The sequence below is a fragment of the Pseudomonas sp. 5C2 genome, assembly GCF_034314155.1.
GTDB lineage: Bacteria > Pseudomonadota > Gammaproteobacteria > Pseudomonadales > Pseudomonadaceae > Aquipseudomonas.
Genome location: NZ_JAVIWH010000002.1, coordinates 26,542 through 39,453, shown reverse-complemented (window position 1 = coordinate 39,453; position 12,912 = coordinate 26,542). Strand labels below are relative to the sequence as shown.

General features: G+C 57.6%; 11 protein-coding genes. 1 reads left to right on the top strand and 10 read right to left on the bottom strand.

Annotated elements, in window-relative coordinates; genetic code table 11:
* Positions 1-123 precede the first annotated feature (123 nt).
* Positions 124-1,794 carry a 2-isopropylmalate synthase gene (gene leuA, locus RGU44_RS00790; RefSeq protein WP_322178140.1) on the top strand — a complete coding sequence of 557 codons (1,671 nt, stop codon included), beginning with the start codon at positions 124-126 and terminating at the stop codon, positions 1,792-1,794.
* A gap of 261 nt (positions 1,795-2,055) precedes the next feature.
* Here the strand turns inward: leuA and RGU44_RS00785 are convergent, their stop codons facing one another.
* The 10 genes from RGU44_RS00785 to rlmN all read right to left on the bottom strand — a co-directional run bounded on the left by RGU44_RS00785 (position 2,056) and on the right by rlmN (position 12,903).
* Complete coding sequence (locus RGU44_RS00785) at positions 2,056-2,847, bottom strand: amidohydrolase (protein ID WP_322215219.1); 792 nt, start codon at positions 2,845-2,847, stop codon at positions 2,056-2,058.
* Positions 2,835-3,983, bottom strand: coding sequence for a pyridoxal phosphate-dependent aminotransferase (locus RGU44_RS00780; protein WP_322178138.1), 1,149 nt, complete (start codon positions 3,981-3,983; stop codon positions 2,835-2,837). Before RGU44_RS00780 ends, RGU44_RS00785 begins: the two co-directional genes overlap by 13 nt.
* Before the next feature lie 120 nt (positions 3,984-4,103).
* Positions 4,104-5,567 carry a ribosome biogenesis GTPase Der gene (der, locus tag RGU44_RS00775; RefSeq protein ID WP_219061138.1) on the bottom strand — a complete coding sequence of 488 codons (1,464 nt, stop codon included), beginning with the start codon at positions 5,565-5,567 and terminating at the stop codon, positions 4,104-4,106.
* 159 nt (positions 5,568-5,726) lie between these two features.
* Complete coding sequence (gene bamB / locus RGU44_RS00770) at positions 5,727-6,878, bottom strand: outer membrane protein assembly factor BamB (RefSeq protein WP_322178137.1); 1,152 nt, start codon at positions 6,876-6,878, stop codon at positions 5,727-5,729.
* Positions 6,871-7,512 (bottom strand): tetratricopeptide repeat protein, encoded by a 642-nt coding sequence (locus RGU44_RS00765; RefSeq protein WP_322215218.1) that lies wholly within the window; start codon positions 7,510-7,512, stop codon positions 6,871-6,873. The genes bamB and RGU44_RS00765 overlap by 8 nt, the downstream gene beginning before the upstream one ends.
* A 39-nt stretch (positions 7,513-7,551) precedes the next feature.
* Positions 7,552-8,841, bottom strand: a complete 1,290-nt coding sequence (hisS, locus tag RGU44_RS00760) for a histidine--tRNA ligase (RefSeq protein ID WP_322215216.1) — start codon at positions 8,839-8,841, stop codon at positions 7,552-7,554.
* Between the two features lie 32 nt (positions 8,842-8,873).
* A complete protein-coding gene (ispG, locus tag RGU44_RS00755; protein ID WP_219061135.1) occupies positions 8,874-9,983 on the bottom strand; it encodes a flavodoxin-dependent (E)-4-hydroxy-3-methylbut-2-enyl-diphosphate synthase in 1,110 nt (369 codons plus the stop codon).
* A 3-nt stretch (positions 9,984-9,986) separates the two neighbouring features.
* Complete coding sequence (locus RGU44_RS00750) at positions 9,987-10,982, bottom strand: RodZ family helix-turn-helix domain-containing protein (protein WP_322215214.1); 996 nt, start codon at positions 10,980-10,982, stop codon at positions 9,987-9,989.
* Entirely contained in the window at positions 10,982-11,740 is a 759-nt protein-coding gene (gene pilW, locus RGU44_RS00745; protein ID WP_322178134.1) for a type IV pilus biogenesis/stability protein PilW, read from the bottom strand. Before pilW ends, RGU44_RS00750 begins: the two co-directional genes overlap by 1 nt.
* 14 nt (positions 11,741-11,754) lie before the next feature.
* Positions 11,755-12,903 (bottom strand): 23S rRNA (adenine(2503)-C(2))-methyltransferase RlmN, encoded by a 1,149-nt coding sequence (gene rlmN, locus RGU44_RS00740; protein ID WP_322178133.1) that lies wholly within the window; start codon positions 12,901-12,903, stop codon positions 11,755-11,757.
* Between the last annotated feature and the right edge of the window lie 9 nt (positions 12,904-12,912).

The following is a 12,912-nucleotide window of genomic DNA, read 5'->3' as shown; positions in this document are numbered from 1 at the left end:
CCAACATCGCTGCCTTTGCCTGGTCAGTGCACGACTGCCAAGCTAGATCGCGGTGCCTCGCCCCTTTCTTTCGTTTCAACGGTAGGCCGCCTCTATCCGGCCAGCACAATAAGGATTTTTCCCATGGCAATGCTCAACGATCCCTCGACCAAGTACCGCGCGTTTCCAACCATTGACCTGCCTGACCGTACCTGGCCTTCAAAGACCATCACAACAGCGCCGATCTGGTGCAGCTCTGACCTTCGCGACGGCAACCAATCGCTGATCGAGCCGATGGATGCGGTCAAGAAACTGCGTTTCTGGAAGACCCTGGTCAGCGTCGGCGTCAAAGAAATCGAAGCGTCGTTCCCGGCCGCCTCGCAAACCGACTTTGACTTCGTCCGTACTCTGATTGAAGGCAACCACATCCCGGATGACACCACCATTCAGGTGCTGACCCAGGGTCGTGAAGACTTGATCGCGCGCACGTTCGAATCCCTGCGCGGGGCAAAGAAAGCCATTGTTCACCTGTATAACGCGACCTCGCCTTCGTTCCGCCGCATCGTCTTCAACCAAGACAAAGCCGGCGTGAAAGAGATCGCGGTCAGCGCAGCCAAGCTGTTCGTCAAGTTCGCAGCCCAGCAGCCTGAAACCCAGTGGACGTTCGAATATTCGCCGGAGACTTTCAGCGCGACCGAACTCGAGTTCGCCAAGGAAGTGTGCGACGCGGTCATCGAGGTCTGGAACCCGACACCTGAGCACAAAGTCATCCTCAACCTGCCAGCAACCGTTGAAGTGGCTACGCCAAACATATACGCCGACCAGATCGAGTGGTTTGGCCGCAATATCAATCGCCGTGACAGCGTGCTGATCAGCCTGCATACCCACAACGACCGTGGTACCGGGGTTGCGGCCACTGAGCTGGGCTTGATGGCTGGCGCCGATCGCGTTGAAGGTTGCCTGTTCGGTAACGGCGAGCGCACCGGTAACGTCGATCTGGTCACCGTGGCACTCAACCTCTATACCCAGGGCATCAACCCTCAGTTGGACTTCTCTGACATCGACGGCGTGCGCAAAGTCGTTGAGGAGTGCAACCAGATTCCGGTTCACCCACGCCATCCGTATGTGGGCGATCTGGTGCACACCGCGTTCTCCGGCTCGCACCAGGACGCCATCCGCAAAGGTTTCAGCCAGCAAAAGCCTGATGCGTTGTGGGAAGTGCCTTACCTGCCAATCGACCCGGCCGATATCGGTCGCAGTTACGAGGCGGTGATTCGGGTCAACAGCCAATCCGGCAAAGGCGGCATCGCTTACCTGCTGGAACAGGAATATGGCATCTGCCTGCCACGCCGGATGCAGATCGAGTTCAGCCAGGTAGTTCAGGGTGAAACCGATCGTCTGGGCCTGGAAATGAGCGCGCAGCAGATTTACAGCTTGCTGCACCGCGAATACCTGCAAGCCAACGTGCCGTACGCCCTGCTCAGCCATAAGCTGCAGGAAGAAAACGGCAACAGCTCAGTGGATGCCGAAGTCCATTGCGATGGCGAGACCCAGCACTGGCGTGGCAAGGGCAAAGGCGCTCTGGAAGCACTGGTCGCCAGCCTGCCGGACTCCGTGGAAATCATGGACTACAGCGAACACGCCATTGGCGCCGGGACCACGGCCAAGGCAGCGGCTTACATCGAACTGCGAGTGAACGGTGATCGTGCGGTCCACGGTGTTGGCATTGATGAGAACATCACCACTGCCAGCTTCCGCGCACTGTTCAGTGCACTGAATCGCTCATTGAGCCAGGCCCAAGCCAAAGCGGCTTGATCTGAACGCCTGAAACAAAAAACGGCCCCGAAGCGAACGCTTCGGGGCCGTTTTTGTGTCTGCTTCCCGCATTTCCTGTGAGAGATGTCGCCCCGCCTGCAACGCCGCGCTATCGCGCAGTTCAAACTGTAAGAGCAACTGTCTGCGAAGACCATTCAACGAGGCCTGTCAGACACACCGCGTTGCGACTTTCACAGACAAGTCAGCTCCTGCGGGGATCAGCGTTTGGCTGGAAACCGCATCAAATAAAAACATTATTATTCAATGCAGCTCGAAAGTGTCCGCATCCAGATTCGCCGGAAAGCGTTTGCGGTAGGCGGCCAGGTCGGCAGCGCTCAGGCAGACCTGAAACACCCCATCGGCCTCACCGGCGCTAAACAGGCTTTCACCCTGAAAGTCGAAAACGTGGCTATCACCCGTGTAAGTAAAGCCCTTACCGTCGGTGCCGACTCGATTGACTGCGGCGACGTAGCAGAGATTTTCGATGGCGCGGGCCGGTAGCAGGCGATTCCAGTGCAGACGTCGTGCGCCGGGCCAGTTGGCGACATACAGCAGCAGATCAGTGTCTTGCGCATCACGGCTCCAGACCGGGAAACGCAGGTCGTAGCAAATCAGTGGCCGAATCCGCCAGCCTTTCAATTCAAACTGAACCTGACGCTCACCCGGAGTGAAGTGGTTGTGCTCGCCCGCCATGCGAAACAGATGGCGCTTGTCGTAATGCAACAGCTCACCGTCTGGGCGCGCCCATAGCAGGCGATTGCGATGGCTGCCGTCAGCAGCCTGAACGATCAGGCTGCCCGTCACGACCGCATCCAGTCGCTTGGCCTGGGCCAGCATCCACTTGGCGGTGGAGCCATTTTCCGGCTCGGACAGGGTTTCGGACTGCATCGAGAAGCCGGTGGTGAACATCTCTGGCAGGATAATCAGGTCCGCGCCCCGAGCCTGATCCAGCAACAGCTCGAAATGCTCATGGTTGGCCTCGCGGTCATGCCACACCAGAGTGGTCTGGACCAACGCTATATTGAGATTGGGCAGTTCGCTTAAATCGCGCATAGTTTTTCCGCTGCCTGACGCAACGTCTCCTCGCGTTTGGCAAAGCACAAGCGAATCAGGCGTTGCCCTGATGGTGGGCTTTGGTAGAAGACCGAGATAGGAATAGAAGCCACACCATGCTCGCGGGTCATCCACAGCGACATATCGACGTCATTCAAGTCCGGACGAATGTTCGAGTAATCCACCAGCTGAAAATAGGTGCCCGCTACGCGGCTGAAGTTAAAGCGTGAGGGTTCAAGCTGGTCGCAGAACAGATCGCGCTTGGCCTGATAGAACGCGGGCAGCTCCTCGACATGCTCAGGATGCTCGGCCATGAAGTCAGCCAAGGCGTATTGCAGCGGCGTTACGCCACAGAAGCTCACGTACTGGTGGATCTTGCGCAACTCGGCAGTCAAGGCCGGAGGCGCGACCACATAACCGGTTTTCCAACCGGTAACGTGATAGGTCTTGCCGAACGAACTGACCACGAACGCCCGCTGGTACAGTTCTTCATGGGCCAGCACGCTGGCGTGCGGCACGCCGTCAAACACCAGGTGCTCGTACACTTCATCGCTGACCAGATAAATATCGCGATTGGCGATCAACGCCGCCAACCGATCGAGCTCATCGCGGGTGATCAACGCGCCGCTCGGGTTGTGCGGGCTGTTGAGGATGATCATCCGCGTGCGCGGGGTCAGGGCTTCACCGAGCTTCTGCCAATCAATGGCGAAATCGTCCAAACCGAGCTGCACATGCACGCAGCGACCGCCAGCCAGCTCGACCGAAGGTTCATAGCTGTCGTAGCACGGGTCGAACACGATCACTTCGTCGCCGGGCTGAATCACCGTCTGGATCGCGCAAAAAATGGCCTGGGTCGCGCCGGGGGTGATGGTGACTTCAGTGTCGGCATCCACCTGACGGCCATAGCTACGGGCAATTTTGGCCGCCACTTGCTGGCGCAGGGCAGGCAAGCCGGTCATCGGCGCGTATTGGTTGTGGCCATCAGCGATGTGCCGGCTCACAGCATCTCGAAGCGCTTGCGGGCCGTCGAAATCCGGAAAACCTTGGGACAGGTTAATTGCACCGGTCTGCGCGGCAAGCTGGGACATCACGGTAAAAATGGTCGTGCCGACATTCGGCAGCTTACTGATGATCATGGGCCATTCCCTTGCTTACACCCGGCTCTACGGCGGCACGGGAAACAAACAGGATAGCCCATACCACGCGCATAAAAAAAGGCGCCATTGGCGCCCTTTTCAAGAATATCCGTTACCGGATCAACGCTTATCTTTGCGTTTTTTGTCAGCTTTCTTGTGGTGAGACATCATTCGACGCTTCTTGTTGACCTGACGGTCTGTCAGCGTGTTCTTGTTGCCTTCGTATGGGTTCTCCCCGCCTTTGAACTCGATCCGGATTGGCGTACCGACCAGCTTCAACACGCGGCGGTAGGTGTTTTCCAGATAACGGACATAGGACTTGGGTACTTTCTCGACTTGGTTGCCGTGAATCACGATCAACGGCGGGTTAGCACCGCCCAAGTGAGCATAGCGAAGCTTGATGCGGCGGCTGCCAACCATCGGCGGTGCATGTTCACTGACCGCGTCTTCAAGAATCTGAGTCAGGCGGTTAGTCGGCCAGCGGGTGACTGCGGACTTGAACGAGTTCTGAACCGATTGGTAGAGGTTACCCACACCCGTGCCATGCAAGGCCGAGATGAAGTGGATATCGGCGAAGTCGACGAAGAACAAGCGACGTTGCAGCTCGATCTTCACGAACTCGCGCTCGCTCGGATCCATGCCATCCCACTTGTTCAATGCGATAACCAGCGCACGACCGGATTCCAGGACAAAGCCCAGCAGGTTGAGGTCGTGATCGACCACGCCTTCGCGGGCGTCCATCACGAAGATCACCACGTTGGCGTCTTTGATCGCCTGCAGGGTTTTCACCACCGAGAACTTTTCGACTTCCTCGTGGACCTTGCCGCGCTTGCGCACACCCGCGGTGTCGATCAGCGTGTACTTCTCGTCGTTACGCTCGAAGGGAATGTAGATGCTGTCACGGGTGGTGCCAGGCTCGTCATAGACGATAACCCGGTCTTCACCGAGCATGCGGTTGACCAACGTCGATTTGCCAACGTTCGGACGGCCGATGATCGCGATCTTGATCCCGTCTTTTTCACTAGGACCTGGAATGCGCTTGGCTTCCTGGCCTTCGGCGACATCTTCGGCCTCAATCTCTTCTTCAGGGTCTTTCGGGAATTCGCTGAGGGCGATTTCCAGCATCTGAGTGATGCCACGACCGTGAGCACCAGCAACCGGGATCGCATCACCCATACCCAACGGGCTGAATTCAGCGCGGGCCATTTCAGGATCGATGTTGTCGACCTTGTTGGCTACCACGTAGGAACGCTTGCCACGCTTGCGCAAGTGCTCGCCGATCATTTGGTCAGCAGCCGTGAAACCGGCACGGGCATCTACCAGGAACAACACAACATCGGCTTCTTCGATGGCCAGCAGCGACTGCTCGGCCATCTTTTCGTCCATGCCGTGTTCATCACCAGAGATACCGCCGGTGTCGATCAGAATGTAGGAACGCCCTTGCCACTTTGCCTCACCGTACTGGCGATCACGGGTCAGACCGGACAAATCGCCGACAATAGCGTCGCGAGTCCTGGTCAGGCGGTTGAATAAGGTGGACTTGCCGACGTTCGGTCGACCCACCAGGGCGATTACGGGAACCATGCGGCTCTCCACTTCGTTATTTCAGAAAATACAAAAGCCGCTGCATGGCAGCGGCCGGAGTTCGGAGCGGCACCAGAAGTGCCGCAGGCCTTGCCGGGGCAAGGCTGCAAGAGGCCCTATGTTTCAAACATAGAGAGCGGCCTCACGCGTAGACAACCATTACTTGATCTTCAGGGCTTCCAGCTTGCCGCTGTTGCCAAACACATAAATCGTGTCGCCAACAACCAACGGACGGGCACGCAGGCCATCGCCGTCAATTTTCTCACGACCAACGAAACGGCCATCGACCTGGCTCAGCAGGTGCAGATAGCCTTCCATATCGCCGACCGCTACGTAGCTGGAAAACACTTCCGGCGCACCCAGCTGGCGACGAGCCAATGCATCGTTGCTCCAAAGCGCTGTCGAGGAGCGCTCATCGACGCCTTCGACAGTGCCACTGGCCAGACTCACGTAGACGCTGCCAAAACCTTGGGCGACACCGGCATAGCTTGACGCATCACGCTGCCAAAGCACACGACCGCTCTCTACATCCAGACCGGCGACACGACCCTGATAGGTGGCGACATACAACGTACTGCCAGACAACAGCAGACCACCGTCGATATCGACAACACGATCCAGTTCCGAGCGACCTTGTGGAATAGCAACGCGTTGCTCCCAGATCGGCACGCCGTTCGAGGTATTCAATGCAATGACTTTACCCGTCGACAGACCGGCCAAGGCAAGGTGGCTGGTCACGATCGGCGCGCCAGTACCGCGCAATGTCAGGACCGCAGGGGTGCTTTCGTAGATCCAGCGCTGGTTGCCGGTGGCAGCATCGAAGCCGAACACACGGTCATCCTGCGTCTGAACCACGACCACGTCACCGTTGGTCGCAGGCGGTGCCAGCACTTCACTGGTCACGCGAGCGCGCCACTTTTCTTCGCCGGTGGCAGCGTCAAGAACGATGACTGCGCCTTTGAGCGTACCGACCATCACCAGACCGGAGCCTACGCCAACGGCACCGGAAACAGGCAGTTCAAGGTCCTTCTTCCAGATCACGTCGCCCGTCGTGCGATCCAGAGACATCACAATACCGGTGACGTCCGCAGCGAAGATATTCTCACCTTCGACAGCTGGAACCAACATGCTGTAGTTCTTGCCCTGGCCATCACCGATGGAGCGACTCCATTGCTTTTGCAGAACCACTTCTTCTTTGAAGTCGGTCAGCTCGGCCGGTGGTAATTCCTTTTTGCTGTTGCTACTGCAACCCGCGGCCAATATGGCCAGGGCCAGCAATGCTGCATGTTTCCAACGCATCACGTCACGCATCCCCTTTCGCCAAGTCGTCGAGTTTCATTTGTAAGCCACCCACTGCCGCTTCTTCAGACAGCGCGGATTTGGCTTTTTGATAGGCCGCATGCGCCTCGTCGGCACGGCCCAGCTGTACCAGCAGGTCGCCCTTGAGTTCTTCACGGCTGGCCAGGAATGCTTTGTCGGCATCACCGTCGAGCAGTTTCAGTGCTTCGTCAGTCTTGTTCTGAGCAGCCAACACCCGAGCCAGACGCTGACGCGCAATTTCACCCAGCGTGTCGTTGAACGGCTTGGCGGTAATGGCGTTGAGTTCAGCGGCAGCATCATCGAGCTTGCCGGTATCAACCGCCACTTTAGCCACGAACAGGCTGCCGTATTGAGCGTAAGCCGAGCCACCGAATTCGCTTTTCAATTTGCCCGCGATATCCGCGACCCGTGCCGTGTCAGGCTGACCGCTCGGGGTCAAGGCCGTTTCCAGCAATTGCTGATAGAGCATCGAGGCGCCTTGCGACTGGTTACCCTGATATCTGTGCCAGGCTTGCCAGCCAAATACCACGATCAACGCCAGCAAACCGCCAGTAACCAGGGGTTTGCCGTTGCGTTGCCACCAGTCCTTCATCACGGCCAGTTCTTCATCTTCGGTACGCGACACCCCAATACTCCTATTCGCTAAAACGGCTGTTTATCAGCTTCAACCCTGCACAACGCAGGCGGCCAGGTGCTCAGACAGAGCATCCCAGGCAATATTTTGTTGTTCGCCCTGGCCACGCAGGGGTTTGAAACCTACCACTTGCTGGGCCAGTTCATCGTCGCCCAGGATCAGCGCGTACAGTGCACCGCTCTTGTCGGCTTTTTTGAACTGGCTTTTAAAACTGCCAGCGCCGGCATTGACCTGCAGACGCAGGTTCGGCAACTGGTCACGCAAACGTTCGGTCAGGGTCAATGCAGCCAGTTCGGCAGCTTCACCGAAGGCACACAGATAGACGTCGACCTGACGCGAGATCTCTTCCGGGATTTGCTCCAGGGTTTCCAGCAGCAGGACCAAACGCTCGATGCCCATGGCAAAACCGACGCCGCTCGTAGGCTTGCCGCCCATTTGCTCGACCAGGCCATCATAACGACCACCGGCACACACAGTGCCTTGGGAGCCCAACTGATCGGTGACCCATTCGAAAACGGTTTTGCTGTAGTAATCGAGCCCGCGCACCAGCTTGGGATTGATCACATACGGAATACCGGCTGCGTCCAGACGTGCCTTGAGCCCGTCGAAGTGGATGCGCGATTCGTCGTCGAGGTAATCCGCCAGCTTCGGCGCGTCCACCAGAACGGCCTGGGTTTCAGGGCTCTTGGTGTCGAGAACGCGAAGTGGGTTGGTTTTCAGACGACGCTGGCTGTCTTCGTCAAGTTCGCTCAGGCGTGCCGACAGAAACTCGACCAGCGCCTCGCGATAACGCCCGCGCGCTTCGCTGGTGCCCAGGCTGTTGAGCTCAAGTTTGACCGCGCCGCGAATGCCCAGAAGGCCCCATAGACGCCAGGTCAGAACAATCAGCTCGGCATCGATGTCCGGACCATCAAGATTGAAGACTTCCACACCGATCTGATGAAACTGACGATAACGGCCTTTCTGTGGCCGCTCGTGGCGGAACATAGGGCCGATGTACCAAAGCTTCTGAACCTGGCCGCCACCGGTAATACCGTGTTCAAGCACTGCACGCACACATGCCGCGGTGCCTTCAGGGCGCAGGGTCAGAGAGTCGCCGTTGCGATCGGCAAAGGTGTACATCTCTTTTTCGACGATGTCAGTCACTTCACCGATAGAGCGCTTGAACAGCTCGGTGAACTCAACGATTGGCATACGAATCTGGCGATAACCGTAGTTATCCAGCAGACGCGACACCGTGCCCTCGAAATAGCGCCACAGGGGCGTCTGGTCGGGCAGGATGTCGTTCATGCCACGAATGGCTTGCAGAGACTTACTCACGAAAAATCCTTAGCGAAATCTGTATTGGCCTATCAACCGCGCGCGATGAGCGCTGCGTCGGCTTCGACCTTTTCGGCCGCTCTCTGACGGATCAAGCGTTCAAGCTCATCCACCAGATTGTCATTGGTCAGCTTCTGCGCTGGCTTGCCGTCGATGTAAATCAGGTTAGGCGTTCCCCCAGTGAGGCCGATATGCGCCTCCTTGGCTTCGCCAGGACCGTTGACCACACAACCGATCACCGCGACATCCAGCGGTACCAACAAGTCTTCAAGGCGCACTTCCAGTTCGTTCATGGTCTTGACCACATCGAAGTTCTGCCGGGAACAGCTCGGGCAGGCAATGAAGTTAATGCCACGGGAACGAAGGTGCAGCGATTTGAGAATGTCGTATCCGACTTTCACCTCTTCGACCGGGTCAGCAGCCAACGAGATGCGGATAGTATCGCCAATCCCCTCGGCAAGCAGCATACCGAGGCCAACAGCTGATTTTACCGTGCCTGAACGCAGGCCACCGGCTTCGGTAATGCCCAGGTGCAACGGCTGAATGATTTGCTTGGCGAGCAAGCGATAGGCTTCCACCGCCATGAACACGTCGCTGGCTTTGACACTTACCTTGAAATCCTGGAAATCCAGACGATCCAGATGCTCGACATGCCGCAACGCGGACTCGACCAGCGCGGCCGGTGTCGGCTCGCCATATTTTTTCTGCAGGTCTTTTTCCAGCGACCCCGCGTTGACCCCGATACGGATCGAAATCCCACGGTCACGGGCGGCACTCACCACCGCGCGCACACGGTCTTCGCGGCCGATGTTGCCCGGGTTGATCCGCAGGCAGTCAACGCCCAGCTCGGCGACGCGCAATGCAATTTTGTAGTCGAAGTGGATGTCGGCAACCAAGGGGACCTTGACCAATTGCTTGATCCGGCCAAACGCCTCGGCAGCATCCATGTCCGGAACCGAAATCCGCACGATATCGACGCCAGCAGCTTCCAGACGATTGATCTGCGCAACCGTGGCCGCGACATCGTTGGTGTCGCTGTTGGTCATGCTCTGCACCGCGATGGGCGCATCACCGCCCACCGGGACGGAGCCGACCCAAATTTTACGAGATTCGCGACGTTTGATCGGTGATTCGCCGTGCATGACTTATTGCCCTAGCTTCAGGCGAGCGGTTTCGCCACTGGTAAAAGGTGCCATGTCCACAGGCTGGCCGTTATAGCTCACTTGAACACCGCGAGCAAAGCCCAGGCGTAACGTAAGCGGCGGCTTGCCGGTGACATCCAGATTCTCGCCCTTGCGCTTCACACCGCTGAGTAACACTTTGCCGTTGGCATCGGTCACTTGCGTCCAGCAATCGGAGACGTATTGCAGCTTGATGTGACCAGAACCCGCTACCACAGCTGCAGGGTCCGCTTGTGTCGTAACAGGCGTTACTGCAACGGTCGATGGCGCCACTGGTGTCATCGGAGTTGTGCGCACCGGCACCGCAGGCGGTGTAACCGGGACGTTGGCCGAAGGCGTGCCAACGGCCGGAGCGGACGGAGCAGCAGGCGTCGTCGCTGCGGTTTCAGCCGCGGGCTCACCTGCGGCGAGAGGTAACGACGTCCCTTGAGACTCGGTCACGGCTTGATCTTCAGGTTCATCCAGAGGATGAATCTGGGTCGTGCCATCAGCACTTTCGACTTCGACGTGCTCAAGGCTGATCCCTGTCGACTCTTTGCCGCGCATCGACGTCTGATCCTGCCACCAGAAGAAACCGGCACCGACCAGAACCACGAGCAACAGCAAGCTGACAATGCGCAAAATATTGTGCGACAGCCGCACCGGCTCTTCAATGCGACCCAGGCTGTGCACACTACTGCCATGGGCATCGGTGCCGGTGTATTGATCGAACTGCTGAACCAACGCACTTTGATCGAGCCCAAGAAGTTTCGCGTAGGCACGGATATAGCCCCGGGCGAAGGTATGCCCAGGCAACTTTTCAAAATCGCCAGTTTCAAGGTTGCCCAAGGACGCGACGGTGAGGTTCAGCCTCGAGGCCACATCAGGCAGCGACCAGTTTTTGCTCTCTCGGCCCTGACGCAAGGTCTCGCCAGGGTTCACGCGAGTGGCTGCTACAACTTCGGGATGCGCCGCTTTCATCATTGCTCCGACAGGTATTGCTGATATTCCGGGCTACCGGGATAGAGTCTTTTTAGTTGCAGCCCAAAACTGGCTGCTTTATCGCGATCATCGTAGATTTTTGCCAACCGCGTACCGAGTAATAGACTACGTGCATTTTGATCGCTCAGTTGGCTAAAACGGTCGTAATACTCACGCGAGGGCACATAATGCCTGTCTTCGAACGACAACTCAGCCATTTCCAGCAATGCGCGTGGCTGTTGGCGATCCAGACGCAGGGCTTTGGTGAAGTAGCCGGTGGCTTCGTCACGCTGATTGAGCCTCAGTGCGGTCATCCCCAAACTCTCGAAAACCCGTGAACGTTCCGGGTAGAGGGTATCAGCGGCGGCCTGTTGAAAACGCTCGTAAGCTTCTTTGTAACGCTTTTGCTCGTACAGGAAACTGCCGTAATTATTCAGGATTCGCGCATCGTTGGAACGCGCCGAAAGTGCCTTGAGGTATTGCTTGTCCGCCAGCTCCGGCTCCATTTCAGCCTGAAAGATCAATGCCAGCGCAGCATTCGCGTCAGGATCGGAGCTGTCCAGGTCGAGGGCTTTTTTCAAAGGAACCTTGGCGCGCTCGGTGGAACCCTGCTGCAGATAACCAAGCCCCAGCTGCACGTACGCGGCGCGCGCCTGGTCACGACCCTTGCTGGTGCTCATCGGATCGACACTGCCCGACGAAACGCAGCCAGCCAGCACGTTGACGAAACACAGCAATAGCGCGGCGCGCAGGGTCATAGAGGTCCTCTCAGTCAGGTTCGAGTCGTAGCGCTTTGGGCCTGGTCGGCCTCGGCACTCAACTCGCGCACAGCAATATAACGCTCACTGCGTCGAGTGCGATCCAGAACCTGGCCAACCAACTGACCGCATGCTGCATCGATATCTTCGCCGCGCGTGGTGCGCACAGTGACGTTGTAACCGGCCTGATGCAACTGATCCTGAAAACGACGGATCGCGTTATTGCTTGGGCGCTCGTAACCCGAGTGAGGAAACGGGTTGAACGGGATCAGGTTGATCTTGCAAGGCGTGTCCTTGAGCAGCTCAGCCATTTCGACCGCGTGCTCGACCTTGTCGTTGATGTCTTTGAGCAACGTGTACTCAACGGTCAGTACGCGTTTTTCGCCCAGGGTCGACATATAACGCTGGCAGGATTCGAGCAGGACCTTGAGCGGGTACTTCTTGTTGATCGGTACCAATTGGTTGCGCAGTGCATCGTTGGGTGCATGCAGCGACAATGCCAGTGAGACGTCGATGTGCTTGGACAGCTCGTCGATCATCGGTACCACGCCCGAGGTGGACAGCGTCACCCGGCGCTTGGAAATGCCATAGCCCAGGTCATCCATCATCAGATGCATGGCGGCTACTACGTTATCGAAGTTCAGCAGCGGCTCACCCATGCCCATCATCACCACGTTGGTGATGGCACGGTCGACGGTTGCCGGGACGCTGCCAAAGGATTTGTTGGCAATCCACACCTGACCGATCACTTCGGCGGCGGTGAGGTTGCTATTGAAACCTTGTTTGCCGGTGGAGCAAAAACTGCAATCCAGGGCACAACCCGCCTGGGACGAAACGCACAACGTGCCGCGTTTGCCTTGAGGGATGTAAACGGTCTCGACACAGCTGCCGGACGCCACACGCACCACCCATTTACGGGTGCCATCGGTGGAGATGTCCTCGCTGACCACTTCAGGACCGCGAATTTCAGCGCAGACCTTGAGCTTTTCGCGCAAGGCCTTGCTGACATTCGTCATGGCGTCGAAATCATCGACGCCAAGGTGGTGAATCCACTTCATCACCTGACCGGCACGGAAACGCTTCTCCCCGATCGAGTCGAAGAACTTCTCCATTTCCGGTTGAGTCAGACCCAACAGGTTTGTTTTGCCAGTCGATGTTGTCATGTTTTCACC